At 73.1% G+C, this 17,148-nt stretch carries 5 protein-coding genes; all 5 read left to right on the top strand.

The features are described 5' to 3' along the window. The first annotated feature begins 1 nt into the window (after position 1). The 5 genes from QSK39_RS26550 to QSK39_RS26530 all read left to right on the top strand — a co-directional run bounded on the left by QSK39_RS26550 (position 2) and on the right by QSK39_RS26530 (position 17,147). Entirely contained in the window at positions 2–1,351 is a 1,350-nt protein-coding gene (locus tag QSK39_RS26550) for an NAD(P)/FAD-dependent oxidoreductase (RefSeq protein ID WP_284750308.1), read from the top strand. 85 nt (positions 1,352–1,436) lie between these two features. Further along, positions 1,437–2,864: a cation:proton antiporter domain-containing protein gene (locus QSK39_RS26545; protein WP_285480533.1), complete on the top strand. Its 1,428-nt coding sequence runs from the start codon at positions 1,437–1,439 to the stop codon at positions 2,862–2,864. A 9-nt stretch (positions 2,865–2,873) separates the two neighbouring features. Beyond that, positions 2,874–4,094, top strand: coding sequence for a macrolide family glycosyltransferase (locus tag QSK39_RS26540; protein ID WP_285480532.1), 1,221 nt, complete (start codon positions 2,874–2,876; stop codon positions 4,092–4,094). Then, positions 4,091–5,290 (top strand): cytochrome P450, encoded by a 1,200-nt coding sequence (locus QSK39_RS26535; RefSeq protein WP_285480531.1) that lies wholly within the window; start codon positions 4,091–4,093, stop codon positions 5,288–5,290. The genes QSK39_RS26540 and QSK39_RS26535 overlap by 4 nt, the downstream gene beginning before the upstream one ends. A gap of 121 nt (positions 5,291–5,411) precedes the next feature. Beyond that, positions 5,412–17,147, top strand: a complete 11,736-nt coding sequence (locus QSK39_RS26530) for a type I polyketide synthase (protein ID WP_285480530.1) — start codon at positions 5,412–5,414, stop codon at positions 17,145–17,147. Position 17,148: the final 1 nt, after the last annotated feature.

Raw genomic sequence — 17,148 nt, 5'->3', positions numbered from 1 at the left:
TGTGTCTTACGACTACGATGTCGGCATCATCGGCGGTGGCCCGGCCGGTTCCACGGCGGCGTCCTACCTGGCGAAGGCCGGCCTTTCGGTGGTGGTCTTCGAGGGCGAAACGTTCCCTCGCGAGCACGTCGGCGAGTCCCTCGTCCCCGCGGTCATCCCCGTGATGCACGACATCGGGGTCATCGGCAAGGTCGAGGCGGCCGGCTTCCCCCGCAAGTACGGTGCCGCGTGGACGTCCTCGGACACCCGGCCGACCAGCACGCTGGACTTCGACGCCGGGTCGCACGGCCTCGGCGTCGCGGAAATCGCTTACGAGGAGCGTGACCAGGACGGCGTCGACCGCGTCTACGCCTGGCACGTCGACCGCGGCCAGTTCGACTCGCTGCTGCTCAAGCACTCCGAAGAGCTCGGCGCCAAGGTCTACCAGGGCGTCCGCGTCAACCGCGTCGACTTCACCGACCGCGACCGGCCGGTGCTGCAGGCGAAGATCGGCGAGCAGCCGATCGAGGTCGCCGTCCGCGTCGTGCTCGACGCGTCCGGCCGGCAGACCCTGCTGGGCCAGCAGCTCAAGGTCAAGGTGCCGGACAAGGTCTTCAACCAGTACGCGGTGCACACGTGGTTCGAGGGTCTCGACCGCGCGTCGCTGGCGCGCCGTCCCGAGGACGCCGACTACATCCACGTGCACTTCCTGCCGCAGGAGAACACCTGGGTCTGGCAGATCCCGATCACCGAGACCATCACCTCGATCGGCGTCGTCACCCAGAAGGAGAAGTTCAAGGAGCACAAGGACGACCTCGAGGGCTTCTTCTGGAACTCCGTCGGCACCCGGCCGGAGATGCTGGACGCGCTGAAGAACGCCAAGCGCGTGCGGAAGTTCAAGACCGAGGGCGACTACAGCTACGGCATGAAGCAGATCGCCGGCGACTCGCTGGTGCTCATCGGCGACGCCGCCCGCTTCGTCGACCCGATCTTCTCCAGCGGCGTCAGCGTCGCGATGAACAGCGCGCGCCTGGCGGCCAAGGACGTCATCGCCGCGCACCAGGCCGGTGACTTCCGCCGGGAGCGGTTCGACAACTACGTCAACACCCTCCGCAAGGGCGTCAACATCTGGTACGACTTCATCTCGATGTACTACCGGCTGAACGTGCTGTTCACCGCGTTCATCGACGACGACCGCTACCGCAAGGACGTCATCCAGATGCTCCAGGGCGACGTCTACGACGCCGAGGAGCCGGCGGCCCTGACCGCGATGAAGGAGTACGTCGCCGCCGTCGAGGCCGACCCCACGCACCTGTGGCACGGGCACCTCGGCAGCCTCAAGGCCTCTTCTTCGGCACTCGCCCTGTTCTAGGCAAAAACCCGGTCGTGAGCGGGAAACGGTGTTCTGACGCTGTTTCCCGCTCACGACCGGCTGCGTCCGATCGGAGAGACCTGCCATGTCATCGCTCGACGAGCGCACCACCGAGCCCGCCGCGCCCACGGCCACGCCGAAGGGGCGTGCGTGGATCTCCTACCTGGCCATGGTGGTCCTCCCGGTCGTGGCCGCCTTCTTCCTGCTGCGCACCGGCGGTGGTGACGGGCACGCCCCGACCGGGCACACCGGCGGCGCGGCCGACCCGGTCGCGAAGCTGCTGTTCGCCCTGCCGGTGATCTTCCTGGCTTGCCGGCTGCTGTCGGCGGGTGCGCGGCGGCTGGCGCAGCCCGCGGTGATCGGCGAGATCTTCGCCGGCATCCTGCTCGGCCCGTCGTTCCTCGGCTGGGTGTGGCCCGCGGCCTACCACTGGATCTTCCCCGACTTCCTGGCCTCGACGATCAACACGTTCGCCCAGATCGGCCTGGTCATCTTCATGTTCCTGGTCGGCTACGAGCTCGACGTCGAGCTGGTCCGCCGCCGCAGCAAGGCCGCGGTGCTGGTGAGCCACGTCAGCGTCGCGATCCCGTTCCTGTCCGGGGTCCTGCTCGCGTTCGTGCTCCACCCGACGCTCGGCGCGGGGGTCGCCCGCCTGCCGTTCGCGTTGTTCCTCGCGATCTCGATGAGCATCACCGCGTTCCCGGTGCTGGCCCGGATCATCACCGACCGCAAGATGACGAAGCTGCCGATCGCCGCGCTGGCGCTCAGCTGTGCCGCCGTCGACGACATCACCGCGTGGTGCCTGCTGGCGCTCGTGGTCGCCATCGCCAGCGCGACCTCGATGGCCGCCACGCTGTTGACCGTGGGCCTCACGATCGCGTTCTTCGCGTTCATGCTGTTCGTCGTGCGCCCGTTGCTGCGCCGGCTGTTCGCACCGACCGAGCAGGGCCAGAAGGCGCTGCCGACGACCGCGGTGGTGTCCGTGCTGCTGGCCGGGCTCTTGCTGTCCGCGCTGGCCACCAACGCCATCGGCATCCACCCGATCTTCGGCGCGTTCCTCTTCGGCGCGGTGACGCCGCGCGGATCGCTGCCGATCCGCCAGGCCACCGACCAGATGCACGCGCTGACGGTCACGCTGCTGCTGCCGCTGTTCTTCGTCTACACGGGACTGCGCACGAAGTTCGACCTGATCGGCTCCGACCCGACGCTGTGGCTGTGGTGCCTGCTGATCGTCGTGGTGGCGATGCTGGGCAAGTGGGGCGGCAGCCTGATCGCCGCGCGGCTGTCCGGCATCGGCAAGCGGGACGCGTGGTCGCTGGGCGCGTTGATGAACTGCCGCGGGCTCACCGAGCTGGCGGTGCTGAACATCGGGCTCGACCTGAAGGTGATCAGCCCGACGATGTTCGCGATGCTGGTGGTGATGACCCTGGTGACCACGGTGGCCACCTCGCCCGCGCTGTCCCTGATCGAGCGCTACAAGCGGCGGGGCGCGGAACCCCTTCCCGCCGCGTAGGAGCCGGGCATGACCGAAGCACGTGACATCGCTTTCCTGCCGTACCCGGCTTACGGGCACATGACCCCGGCGCTGCCGGTGGTCGCCGAGCTCGTCCGCCGCGGCCACCGGGTCACCTGCTTCACCTCCGGCGAGTTCGCGGACCGGGTCGTCGCGCTCGGCGCCCGGGCCGCGGCCTACGACTGCGACCTGTCCACCGCGCAGCCGGACATCACCGACGCCGACGAGGCCGCCAAGGCGCCGCTGCACCTGCTCGAGCAGAGCATGGCCGTGCTGCCCGCCGTGGAACGCGTCTTCGACCGGTGCGCGCCGGACCTGCTCGTCTACGACACGACGCTGTGGGCGCCGGGACGGCTGCTGGCGCGCAAGCACGGGCTGCCGACCGTGCAGCTTTCGGCCACCGTGGCGTCCAACGAGCACTTCTCGCTCACCAAGGAGAACCAGACCTTCGGCGAGGCGGTCGACCCGGCGCACCCGGCGATCGCCCGGTTCGTCACGCGCCTGGGCGAGCACCTGGCCGACCACGGCCTCGGAGCGTTGACGCTGGAAGAGTTCTTCACCGGCGGTGACGAGTTCACCCTGGTCTTCCTGCCGCGGGCGTTCCAGCCGGCCGGGGAGACCTTCGACGGGCGGTTCGCGTTCGTGGGGCCGTCGACCGGCCCGGCCGGGGCGTCGTGGCACCCGCCCGCCGACGGCCGCCCGGTCGTGCTGATCACCTTGGGCACCACCGTCAACGACCGCCCGGAGTTCTTCCGCACCTGTGCGGAAGCGTTCGCGGACGTGCCGTGGCAGGTGGTGCTGACCCTGGGCAAGCGCGGGGACCCGGCGACGCTCGGGCCGCTTCCGTCCCATGTGGAGGCCCATCGCTGGGTCACGCACGGCGACGTCCTGCCGCACTGTTCGGTGTTCCTGTGCCAGGGCGGGATGGGCAGCCTGATGGAGGCGCTGTCCTTCGGCGTCCCCGTGATCGCCGTGCCGCACCACCCGGAACAGCACATCAACGCCCGGCAGATCCGGCGGCTCGGCCTGGGTGCCTCGCTGGACAAGGAGACCGTGACGGCCGAGCGGATCCGGGACGCGGTGCTCGCCGTCGACCGGGACGACGCCGTGCGGCGGCGCGTCCAGCTCATGCGGCGCGAGGTGCACGCCGCGGGCGGGGCGGTCCGCGCCGCCGACGAAATCGAGGCCAGGGTCGCCGCCGCGCACCCGGCCGGAGGGAGCCGGAAGTGACCGAGCCGTCGTCGTTGCCCGTCAAGCGGAGCTGCCCGTTCGACCCGCCCGACGAGTACCGGGCGCTGCCGGGGGTGAGCCCGCTCGCGTTCGACGTCAGCCCCGGCCCGGCCACCGGCTGGCTGGTGACGAAGCTGTCCGACGTCCGCGCCGTGCTGGCCGACGCCCGGTTCAGCCACCGCAACGACCTCGTCGCGCTCGCCGTGCCGCCGCCGTTCCCGATGGACACCTACACGCCCGAACCGGCCGCGCCCGGCGCGTTCCCGAAGATGGACGGCGCCGACCACGCGCGGTACCGGAAGCTGATCGCGAAGTACTTCACCGTGCGGCGCACCCGGGAGCTCGTCCCGGCCGCGCGGCGGATCGCCGGTGAGCTGCTGGACGCGATGGCGTCACGGGGAACGGAAGCCGAGCTGGTCACCGCCTACGCCGAGCCGCTGGCCACCCGGCTGATGTGCGAGCTGGTCGGCGTGCCCGAGGCGGACCGCGAAGAACTGCTGCACCACCTGAACGTCGTGGCCCGCATGCACTACTCGCTGGAAGAGCTGATCGCCGCGATCACGGTCGTCGGCGGCACGCTGGAGCGGCTCGTCGACGAGGCGTTCGACGACCCGGGCGACGACATGCTCGGTGAGCTGGCCCGCACCGGCGAACTCGACCGGCCGGAACTGGTGAACCTGGCCTGGGCGCTGGTCGGCGGCGGGTTCGACACGACGACGAACATGCTGGCACTGGGCACTTTCGCGCTGTTCGAGCACCGCGACCAGCTCGAGCGGGTGCAGGCCGACCCGGCGTTGTGGCCCAACGCCGTGGAAGAACTGCTGCGGTACCTGACGGTCTCGCACCTGGGCGCGAGCCGGGCGGCGCTGGAAGACGTCGAGCTGGGGGAGCAGGTGATCCGCGCGGGCGAGACGGTGGTCGTCGCGCTGCCGGCGGCCAACCGCGACCCCGAGCGCTTCCCGGACCCCGACCGGCTCGACATCGGCCGGGTGACCCAGGGCCACGTCGCGTTCGGCCACGGCGTGCACCAGTGCATCGGCCAGCACCTGGCCCGGTTCACGATGCAGGTGGGGTTCGAGGCGCTCTTCACGCGCTTCCCGGACCTCCGGCTGGCGGTGGCGCAGGAGCAGGTCCCGCTGCGCGACGACATGCTGCACTACGGGGTGCACGCGCTTCCCGTCACCTGGACCTCCTGAGTCCTCTAGGCACCGCACTAGACCTGACCTGTCCGCCGTGGACAGCCTCGCCGCGCCTGTGTTGCCGTGAAGGCCGAGCAGTCGCCACAGGAAGGAATCTCCCCCGCCGATGGAGCGTGAGATGACGGGTTTTGCGAGCACTCCGGGCGAGCCGGTCGCCGTGGTCGGGCTTTCCTGCCGATTCCCGGGCGCGGACGGGCCCGCCGCCTTCTGGCGGCTGCTGACCGAGGGCCGCAGCGCGGTCACCGACGTCCCCGCCGGGCGGTGGGATCCGGACACGGCCGGGGTTCGCCGGGGCGGGTTCCTCGACGACGTCGACCGGTTCGACGCCGCGTTCTTCGGCATCTCGCCGCGCGAGGCCGCCGCGATGGACCCGCAGCAGCGGCTGGTGCTGGAACTGGCGTGGGAAGCCCTGGAGCACGCCGGGATCGTGCCCGCGAGCCTCGGCGGGAGCGCCGCGGGCGTGTTCGTCGGCGCGATGTGGGACGACTACGCCGCGCTCGTGCACGCGAGCGACCCCGCAGCGATCACCCACCACACCATCACCGGCGTCCACCGCAGCCTGCTGGGCAACCGCGTCTCCCACCTGCTCGGCGCGCACGGCCCGAGCTTCACCGTCGACTCCGGCCAGTCGTCCTCGCTCGTCGCCGTCCACCTGGCGGTGCAGAGCCTGCGCCGCGGCGAGTGCCCGGTCGCGCTGGCGGGCGGGGTCAACCTGATCTTCTCGCCGGGCAACGCCGTCACCACGGCCCGCTTCGGCGGGCTTTCGCCCGACGGGCAGTGCTTCACCTTCGACGCCCGCGCCAACGGTTTCGTGCGCGGCGAGGGCGGCGGGCTCGTCGTCCTCAAGCTGCTTTCGCAGGCGCAGGCCGACGGGGACGAGATCCTCGGCGTCCTCCGCGGCACGGCGGTCAACAACGACGGCGCGGGTGACGGCCTGACCGTCCCGGACGCCGAGGCGCAGGCCGCGGTCGTGCGCGGCGCCCACGCCGACGCCGGGATCGAGCCGGCCGCCGTCGGCTACGTCGAGCTGCACGGCACCGGGACCAAGGTCGGCGACCCGATCGAGGCGGCCGCGCTGGGCGAGGTCTTCGCCGCCGGGCGCGCCGAGCCGCTGCCGGTCGGTTCGGTCAAGACCAACATCGGGCACCTGGAAGGCGCGGCGGGCATCGCCGGGCTGCTCAAGGCCGTTCTCGCGGTGCGCCACGCGACGCTGCCCGCGAGCCTCAACTTCGCGACGCCGAACCCGGCGATCCCCCTCGACGACTTGAACCTCCGCGTCGTGACCGAGCAAGGCGGCTGGGCCGCCGAGCGCCGGATCGCCGGCGTCAGCTCGTTCGGCATGGGCGGGACCAACGCCCACGTCGTGCTCGAAGCGGCCGAGCCCGCCGCACCCCGGTCGGCGACGGACTCGACCGCGCCGTGGCTGCTCTCGGCCCGCACCGCCCCGGCGTTGCAGGCGCAGGCGGCCCGCCTGCTGTCGCATGTGGACGAACACCCCGAACTGTCCGCCGTGGACATCGGGTGGTCACTGGCGAACCACCGCACGGCCTTCGCGCACCGCGCGGTCGCCGACGGCCGGGACGCACTGCGCGCGATCGCGGACGGCATGGGCCGCACCCAGGGCGTCACCGCCACGAGCGACGACCGCGTCGTCTTCGTCTTCCCCGGGCAGGGCGGGCAATGGGCGGGAATGGCCGCCGAGCTCCTGGATGGTGCGCCGGTGTTCGCGGCGCGGCTGGCCGAGTGCGCCGCCGCGCTCGCGCCGCACCTGGACTGGGACGTCGTCGACGTCCTGCGCGAAGCCCCCGGCGCGCCTTCGCTCGACCGCACCGACGTGCTGCAGCCCGTGTTCTGGTCCGTGGCGGTGTCGCTGGCCGCGGAGTGGCGGGCGCGCGGGGTCGAACCCGCCGCCGTGCTCGGGCACAGCCAGGGCGAGCTGGCGGCCGCCGTCGTCGCGGGCGCGCTGTCGCTGGACGACGCGGCCCGGATCGTCGCGCTGCGGGCCAAGCTGCTCGCGGACCGGATGGCGGGCAACGGCGGCATGCTGTCGGTCGACCTCCCCGTCTCGGCGGTGCAGGATCTGCTCACTGCGTACCCCGGCCGGCTCTCGGTCGGCGCGGTCAACGGCCCGGCGACCACGGCGGTCTCCGGCGACCTCGACGCCCTCGACGAGCTGCAGGCCGAGCTGACCGCGCGCGAGGTGCGGTGCCGCCGCATCGCCATCGCCTACGCCTCGCACTCGGCGCAGGCCGAGCCCCTGAAGGACGAGCTGCTGGGGCTGATCGCGGGGATCCGGCCGCGACCGTCGGAAATCCCGTTCTACTCCTCGACCGCGGGCGGCCTGCTCGACACCGAACGCCTCGACGCCGACCACTGGTTCGCCAACCTCCGGCAGCCGGTGCTGTTCGACCCGGCGATCCGGGCCGCGCTGGACGCGGGCATCGGCGTGTTCGTCGAGGTCAGCCCGCACCCGGTGCTCGTTCCCGGCGTCCTGGCGACGGCGGCCGACCACGATCGCCCCGCGGCCGCGGTCGGCACCCTCCGCCGCGGCGACGGCGGCCCCACCCGCTTCGCCACCTCGGTCGCCGAGCTGTGGACCCGCGGCGGCGGCATCGACTGGTCGGCCGCGTTCCCCGGCGGAGGCCCGGCCGACCTGCCGACGTACGCGTTCCAGCGCGAGCGTTTCTGGCTCGATGCCAACCCCGCCGAGGTTGGGGACAACACCGCCGAGGTCAACGGCGGCCCCGCCGAAACTGTCGGTACCCACCGATACGCTGGAAACCGGGGGCCGGAGGCGCACCCCACTCAAGACCTGCTCGAAACCGTCCGCGCGCACACCGCGCTCGTGCTCGGCCACCCCGGCCCGGACGCGATCGACCCCACAGCCTCCTTCAAGGACCTCGGCTTCGACTCGATCATCGGCGTCGAGCTGTGCGAGCGCCTGTCCGCCGCGACCGGCCGCCAGGTCCCCGCCACCTCGGTCTTCGACCACCCGACCCCGGCCCGCCTCGCCGCGATGCTGAGCGACGACCAGGCCGAGACGTCCCCGGCCGTCGCGACCCGCACCGACGAACCGATCGCGATCGTCGCGATGAGCTGCCGCTACCCCGGCGGCGTGCGCACGGCGGACGAACTGTGGCAGCTCGTCGCCGACGGCCGCGACGTCATCGGCGGCCTGCCCACCGACCGCGGCTGGGACCTCGACGACCTGTACGACGCCAATCCGGGCAAAGCCGGCAAGACGTACGCACGCTACGGCGGCTTCCTCACCGACGTCGCCGAGTTCGACGCGGACTTCTTCGGCATCTCGCCCCGCGAAGCACTGGCCATGGACCCGCAACAGCGCCTGCTGCTGGAAACCACGTGGGAGGCGTTCGAAAACGCGGGCATCGACCCGGCGTCGCTGAAGGGCAGCCGCACCGGCGTCTACGTCGGCGCCACGCCGTCCGAGTACGGCCCGCGCCTGTTCGAAGGCGGCGAAGGCTTCGACGGCCACCTGCTCACCGGCACCACCGGCAGCGTCGCGTCGGGCCGGCTCGCCTACGTCCTCGGGCTGGAAGGCCCGGCTCTGACGGTCGACACCGCGTGCTCGTCTTCGCTGGTCGCGCTGCACCTCGCCGTGCGGGCGCTGCTCGCGGGGGAGTGCACGATGGCGGTGGCCGGCGGTGCGGCCGTGCTGGCCAGCCCCGGCATGCTCGTCGAGTTCAGCCGCCAGCGCGGCCTCTCCCGCGACGGCCGGTGCCGGGCGTTCTCGGCCGACGCCGACGGCACGGGCTGGGCCGAGGGCGCCGGGGTCGTGCTGGTCGAGCGGCTGTCCGACGCCCAGCGACTGGGTCACCCCGTGCTCGCCGTCGTGCGCGGCACGGCGGTCAACTCCGACGGCGCGTCCAACGGCCTGACCGCGCCCAACGGCCCCTCGCAGCAGCGCGTGATCCGCTCCGCGCTCGCCGACGCCGGACTCGCACCGTCCGAAGTGGACGTCGTCGAAGCCCACGGCACCGGAACCCCGCTCGGCGACCCGATCGAGGCCCAGGCCCTCATCGCCACCTACGGCCAGGACCGCGAACGGCCGCTGCTGCTCGGCTCGCTCAAGTCGAACCTCGGGCACACCCAGGCCGCGGCGGGCATCGGCGGCGTGATCAAGATGGTCCAGGCCCTGCGCCACGGCGTCGTCCCGCGCACCCTGCACGCCGACGAGCCCAGCCCGAAGGTGGACTGGTCCGCCGGTGCGGTCACGCTCGCCTCGGCGGAGCAGCCGTGGCCGGAGACCGGCGCGCCCCGCCGCGCCGGTGTGTCGTCGTTCGGGATCAGCGGCACCAACGCGCACGTCATCGTCGAACAGGCCCCGGACGCCGACCCCGTGGTGTCCGAAGAGGACTCCCTGGGTGTGTGGGTGCTGTCCGGCCGCACCGAAGCCGCGGTGGCCGACCGCGCGTCGGCGCTGGCGGAGACCCGGCACGGCGTCGCCGACGTCGGCTGGTCCCTCGCCACGACGCGCACCGCGTTCGAGCACCGGGCCGCCGTGGTCGGCGAACGCGCCGAACTCCTGGCAGGCCTGGGCGAGATCGCCGCCCGGACCCCGGGCGCGTCCGTGGTCACCGGCGTCACCGGACCCGTGGGACGCACGGTCTTCGTGTTCCCCGGCCAGGGTGCGCAGTGGGCAGGCATGGCGGCCGGGCTGCTCGACGAGTCGCCGGTCTTCACCGACCGGTTCGCCGAGTGTGCGGCCGCTCTCGAGTCCTTTGTCGACTGGTCGCCTTTCGGCATCCTCCGCGACGGCGCACTGGACCGGGTCGACGTCGTGCAGCCCCTGTCGTGGGCGGTGATGGTGTCCCTGGCCGCACTCTGGCAGTCGTACGGGGTCACGCCGGACGCGGTCGTGGGCCACTCCCAAGGTGAGATCGCCGCGGCCGTCGTCGCGGGTGGACTGTCCCTTGAGGACGGCGCCCGCGTGGTCGCGTTGCGCAGCAAGGCCATCGCGGCCGGGCTGGCCGGCCAGGGCGGGATGGCGTCGGTCGCGCTGGACGCCGAGCGGGTGCAAGCCCTGCTCGACGACCGGATCTCGATCGCGGCGTACAACAGCCCGTCGTCGACCGTCGTGGCCGGCGACCCCGCGGCCCTGCAGGAACTGGTCGCGCGCTGCGAAGCCGACGGCGTCCGGGCCCGGGTGATCCCGGTGGACTACGCGTCGCACTCGGCGCACGTCGAGGCGATCGAAGCCGAGCTGCGCGAGGTCCTGGCCCCGATCCGGCCGCGCACCGGCGACGTCCCCTTCTACTCGACCGTGACCGCCGAGCCGATCGACACCGCGACCCTCGACGCCGGTTACTGGTACCGCAACCTGCGTCAAGCGGTGCGGTTCCGCGACACCGCCGACGTCCTCGCCGAGCGCGGGCACCGGTTCTTCGTCGAGGTCAGCCCGCACCCGGTGCTCGGCGGCGGCCTCCAGGAAACCGTGGACGCGGCCGTGGTCGGGACGCTGCGCCGCGGCGAAGGCGGCCTCCGCCGCTTCCTGCTGTCGGCGGCCCAGCTGTGGGCGCACGGCCGCGACATCGACTGGTCGGCCCGGTATCCGAACCAGCACACGGTGAGCCTGCCGACCTATCCCTTCCAGCGTCAGCGCTTCTGGATCGAACCGACAGTCAAGCCCGCCGACGACAGCGGGTTCTGGACCGCGCTCGACGACGACACGCTCGGCCTCGCCGACGACCTGCCGTGGCGCGACGCCCGGGTCGCCCTGACCCGCTGGCGGCGGCAGTCCGATGTGGACAGCTGGCGCCACCGCATCACCTGGCGCGCCCTGCCCGAACCGGCCGCCACCCCGCTCACCGGCACCTGGCTCGTGGTCACACCCACCGCCGGAGCCCTCGCCGGGCTCGACCTCATCGAGGTGGTCGTCACCGCGGACGACGACCGTGCCACCCTCGCCGAACGACTCGCCGGCTTGACTCCCGACGGTGTCCTCGCGCTGGGGACCTCCGACGACCCGATCCACGCGGTCACCGGCGCGGCCGCGCTCGTCCAAGCGCTCGGCGACGCCGGGATCGACGCACCGCTGTGGTACCTGACCCGCGGCGCGGTCGCCCCGCTCGACACCGACTCGCCGCCGGAGCCGGCGCAGGCCGCGGTCTGGGGCCTGGGCCGTGTCGCCGCGCTGGAGCACCCCGGCCGCTGGGGCGGGCTGATCGACCTGCCCGCGACCTGGGACGCGAGCGTCGCCGCGAAGCTGGCCGCCGTGGTGTCCGGTGCCGAAGACCAAGTGGCCATCCGGCCGTCCGGCGTGTTCGCCCGGCGGCTGGTCCCCGCGGCCCCGCGGGGCACGGCCCCGGCCTGGGAAACCCGAGGAACAGCCCTGGTCACCGGCGGCACGGGCGCACTGGGCAGGCACCTCGCCCGGTGGCTCGTCGACCGCGGTGCCGAGCACGTCATCCTGACGGGCCGCCGCGACGCCGATGTAACCGAGCTCGGCCCCAGGGTGAGCGTCGTGACCTGCGACGTCACCGACGCGCACGCCCTCCGGGAGCTGGTCGAGGGCATCGACGACCTCCGGACCGTCGTGCACGCGGCCGGGGTCGGCACGCTCGCCGCGCTCGACGACACCGATCCCACCGCGATCGCCGAAGTCCTGCGCGGCAAGGTGCTCGGCGCGCAGCACCTCGACGCCCTGCTCGGCGACCGCGAGCTGGACGCCTTCGTGCTCTTCTCGTCGATCTCCGGCGTGTGGGGCGTCGCCGACCACGCCGCCTACGCCGCGTCGAACGCCTACCTCGACGCCCTCGCGCTGCGCCGCCGGGCGCTCGGCCGGACCGCCCTGTCGGTGGCCTGGGGTCCCTGGGCGGGCGGCGGCATGATCGCCGAGACGTTGCACGACATCCTGGCCCGGCGCGGCGTCCCGGTCATCGAGCCGGAGGCCGCGCTGGCCGGCCTGGGACAAGCGCTGGACCACGACGAGACGTTCGTCGCGCTGGCCGAGATCGACTGGCCGGTGTTCGCCGAGGTCTTCTCCGCCGTCCGGCCGAGCCCGCTGCTCGCCGAACAGCCCGAGGTCAAGAAGCTCCTCGAAGCGGCACCGGACGCTTCCGGCTGGGCCGACCAGCTCGCCGCCCTTTCCCCGCCGGAGCGGGAAAAGCTCGTGTCCACTTTGGTCCGGCAGCAGGTCGCGGCCGCGCTCGGGCACGCGAGCCCGGAGAGCGTCGACGTCCGGCGCGCGTTCAAGGACCTCGGCTTCGATTCGCTCACCGCCGTCGAACTGCGCAACCGGCTGAGCGCGGCGACCGGGCTGAAGCTGCCCAGCACGCTGGTGTTCGACCACCCGACGGCCGCGCTGCTGACCGGGCACCTGCTGGCCGAGGTGACGCCGGAGTCCACTGTGGACATGGCACCGGCGACGGTCGCGGTGGCCGACGACGACCCGATCGCCATCGTCGCGATGGGCTGCCGCTTCCCCGGCGGCGTCACCACGCCCGAACAGCTCTGGACCCTGCTGACCGACGGCGTCGACGCGATCTCCGGCCTGCCCGCCGACCGCGGCTGGGACCTCGGCTCGCTCTACGACACCGACGCGAGCCGGCCCGGGACCACCTACGCGCGCCACGGCGGGTTCCTCGCCGACGCCACCCGGTTCGACCCGGCGTTCTTCGGCATCTCGCCGCGCGAAGCCGTCGCGATGGACCCACAGCAGCGGCTGCTCCTGGAAGTCTGCTGGGAGGTGTTCGAGCGCGCCGGGATCGACCCCACCGCGCTGCACGGCACGCCGGCCGGCGTGTTCGTCGGCATGACCGACCAGGCCTACGGCTCCGGCGGCTCCGAAGGCGAGGACTACCTGGTCACCGGCGCGGTGTCCAGCGTCGCCTCCGGCCGGATCGCCTACGTCCTCGGCCTGGAGGGCCCGGCGGTCACGGTCGACACGGCGTGCTCGTCGTCGCTGGTGGCCCTGCACCTCGCGGCGCAGTCGCTGCGCTCGGGCGAATGCTCGATGGCGCTCGCCGGTGCGTCGATGGTGATGTCGACGCCGAGCCAGTTCCTCGGCTTCAGCCGTCAGCGCGGCCTCGCGCCCGACGGCCGGTGCAAGCCGTTCGCCGCCGCCGCCGACGGGTTCGCCCTCGCCGAGGGCGTCGGCGTCCTGCTGGTCGAGCGGCTGTCCGACGCGCGCCGCCACGGGCACCCGGTGCTCGCGGTGCTGCGCGGCTCGGCGATCAACTCCGACGGCGCGTCCAACGGCCTGACCGCCCCGAACGGCGGGTCGCAGCAGCGCGTCATCCGCGCCGCGCTGGCCGGCGCGGGCCTGCGGCCGTCCGAAGTGGACGTCGTCGAAGCGCACGGCACCGGGACGCCGCTGGGTGACCCGATCGAAGCGCAGGCGCTGATCGCCGCGTACGGGCCGGACCGCGACCGGCCGTTGCTGGTCGGCTCGCTGAAGTCGAACCTCGGGCACACGCAGACCGCGTCCGGCGTCGCCGGCGTGATCAAGATGGTCGAGGCGATGCGGCACGGTCAGCTGCCGAAGACACTGCACCTCGACGAGCCGACCGCGGAGGTGGACTGGTCGTCCGGGGTGGTCGAGCTGACGGCCGAGGACCGCGCGTGGCCGGAGACCGGGGCGCCGCGGCGCGCGGGCGTGTCGGCGTTCGGCATCAGCGGCACCAACGCGCACGTGATCCTGGAGCAGGCACCGGAACAGGCGCCGGTGGCCGCGCTGCCGGACACCGTGGGGACGTGGGTTCTTTCGGGTCGGTCCGAAGCGGCCGTGCGTGAGCAGGCGGCGGCGCTGGCGGAGACGGAGCACGGCGTCGCCGAGGTGGGCTGGTCGCTGGTCAGTACCCGGTCGGCGTTCGAGTACCGGGCCGCGGTCGTCGGCGACCGGGACGAGCTCCTGACCGGGCTGCGCGAGCTGGCCGCGGGCGGTCCCGTGACCACCGGGACCACGGGGGAGACGGTGTTCGTCTTCCCCGGTCAGGGCGCGCAGTGGGTGGGCATGGCGGTCGACCTGCTCGCCGACGCACCCGTCTTCGCCGAGCGGATCGCGGAGTGCGCGGCCGCGCTGGCGCCCCACGTGGACTGGTCGCTGACCGACGTCCTGGCCGACGCGGAAGCCCTGGAACGGGTCGACGTCGTGCAGCCGGTGTCGTGGGCGGTGATGGTGTCCCTGGCCGCGCTCTGGCGGGCGCACGGGGTCGAACCCGACGCCGTCGTCGGGCACTCGCAGGGTGAGATCGCCGCCGCGGTGGTCGCGGGTGGACTGTCGCTCGAGGACGGTGCGCGCGTGGTGGCGTTGCGCAGCAAGGCGATCGCCGCCGGGCTCGCCGGACGTGGCGGGATGGCGTGGATCGCCGCCCCCGAAGCCGAGGTCGCCCCGCTGCTGGCCGCCTATGACGGGCGGCTCTCCATCGCCGCGGTCAACGGGCCCGGCTCGGTCGTCGTGTCCGGCGAAGTCGAGGCTCTCGAAGCGCTGATCGCCGGTGCCGGTGAGCTGCGCGTGCGCCGGGTCCCGGTGGACTACGCGTCGCACTCGGCCGCGGTCGAGGCGATCGAAGCCGAGCTGGGCGAGGTCCTCGCGCCGGTCCGGCCCCGATCGTCGGCGATCACGTACATCTCCGGCGTCACCGGTACGCCGGTCGACACGGCCACTCTCGATGCCGGCTATTGGTATCGCAACCTGCGTCAGCCCGTCCGGTTCCACGACGCCACGAAGACGCTCATCGAAGCCGGGCACCGGTTCTTCGTCGAGGTCAGCCCGCACCCGGTACTGGGGGGCGGGATCGAGGAAACCCTCGACGAGACGGACGAGACTGCCGCCGTCGTCGGCACCCTGCGCCGCAACGCGGGTGACCTCCGGCGGTTCCTGACCTCCCTGGCGCAGCTGTGGGCACACGGCCACGACGTCGACTGGGCGGTCCGCTACCCGGTCCAGCGGACGGTCCCGCTGCCGACGTACCCGTTCCAGCGTCAGCGGTTCTGGCTCGAACCACGCTCCGCTGCCTCGGTCGTAAGGTCCACTGTGGACGAACTGCGCTACGAAGTCCGCTGGAGCCCTCTGGCGACTCCGCGCGCGACCACGCTCGACGCCGGTTGGCTCGCCGTGGTGCCCGCCGGATCCGACTTCCGGGACCTGCTCGGCGACGACGTCCGCGTGCTCGAAGTGGCTGCTGAGGACCGCTCCGAGCTGGCCGCTCTGCTGGCCGCCGAGGACACACCGGCCGGGGTGGTTTCCCTGCTGGCGCTCGATGACGAGCCGCACGCCGAGCACCCCGTGCTCACCGCCGGGCTCGCGGGCAACGTCGTGCTCACGCAGGCGCTGGCCGACGCCGGGATCGCCGCCCCGCTGTGGTTCGCGACCCGCGGCGCCGTCTCGACCGGCCCGGGCGAGCCCCTGCACAGCCCCGCCCAGGCGATGGCCTGGGGTCTCGGCGGCATCCTCGGCCTCGACCAGCCCGACCGCTGGGGTGGTCTCGTCGACCTGCCACCCGTCACCGACGCCACGACCGCCGGCCGGCTCGCGGCCGTCCTCACCGGCCACGACGGCGAAGACCAGGTGGCACTGCGGCCGTCCGGGGTGTTCGCCCGCCGGCTGGTCCGCGCCGCCGCGTCCCCGCCCGTCAGCTGGCGGCCGCGCGGCACCGCGCTGGTCACCGGCGGTACCGGCGCGCTCGGCGGGCAGGTCGCCCGCTGGCTGGCCGGCCACGGCGTCGAGCACCTGGTGCTGCTCAGCCGCCAGGGCGACGACGCCCCGGGCGCCGCGGACCTGACCGGCGACCTGTCGGCACTCGGCGCGAAGGTGACTGTCGCCGCCTGCGACGTCTCGGACCGCGACGCCCTGCGCGAGCTCCTGGAAGAGCTGCCGCCGATCGACGCCGTGGTGCACACGGCCGGCGCGGTGGACGTCGAACGCCCGATCACCGCCGTGACCCTGGCCGACTTCGCCGAGCTGGCCGAAGCCAAGGTGCGCGGTGCGCGGAACCTCGACGAGCTGTGCGGCGACCTGGACGCGTTCGTCCTGTTCTCCTCCGGCGCCGGCGTCTGGGGCAACGCGGGCCAGGCGGGGTACGCCGCCGCGAACGCGTTCCTGGACGCACTGGCCCACCAGCGGCGCGACCGCGGGGCACCGGCGACGTCGATCGCCTGGGGTGCCTGGGCGGGCGGCGGCATGGTGGACGAGAACGTCGGCGCGCAGCTCGAGCGGCGCGGGGTCCCGATGATGCGACCCGAGCTGGCCGTCACCGCGATCCAGCCGTCGGTCGACACCGGCGGCGCGACCGCCGTCGTGGCCGAGATCGACTGGGCGAAGTTCACCCCGCTCTACACCGCGTCGCGGCAGCGCCCGCTGCTGCGGGAACTGCCCGAGGCGCAGCAGGAATCCTCGGTGGACAGTGACGGCGAGCTGGTGAAGCGGCTGCGGGCGGCGTCGGAAAACGAACGCGAGCGGGTCGTGCTCGACCTGGTCCGCGGCGAGGCCGCCACGGTGCTCGGCTTCCCGGGCCGCGACGCCGTCCGGCCCACGCAAACGCTGAAGGAACTGGGGTTCGACTCGCTCACCGCGCTCGACCTGCGCAACCGGCTCGCCGCGGCGACCGGCTTGAAACTGCCCGCCACGCTCGTCTTCGACCACCCGACGCCCGCGGCGGTCGCCCAGCACGTGCTCGACGGCCTCTTCACCGAGGACACCGCGGACGACGAGCTGGACCGGATCGAGGCCGCACTGGCCGCCCTGCCGACTGAGCTGGTCACCGCGCGGCTGCGGAAGCTGCTGTGGAAGTGGGACGACGCGGGCGAAGACGAGGACGACGGCCTGGAACTCGACACGGCGACCGACGACGAGATGTTCGCGGCGATCGACCGAGAACTCGGAATCTCTTGAC

The organism is Amycolatopsis sp. NBRC 101858, assembly GCF_030269325.1.
Lineage (GTDB): Bacteria > Actinomycetota > Actinomycetes > Mycobacteriales > Pseudonocardiaceae > Amycolatopsis > Amycolatopsis ponsaeliensis.
This window is presented reverse-complemented; position numbering and strand designations above follow the sequence as displayed.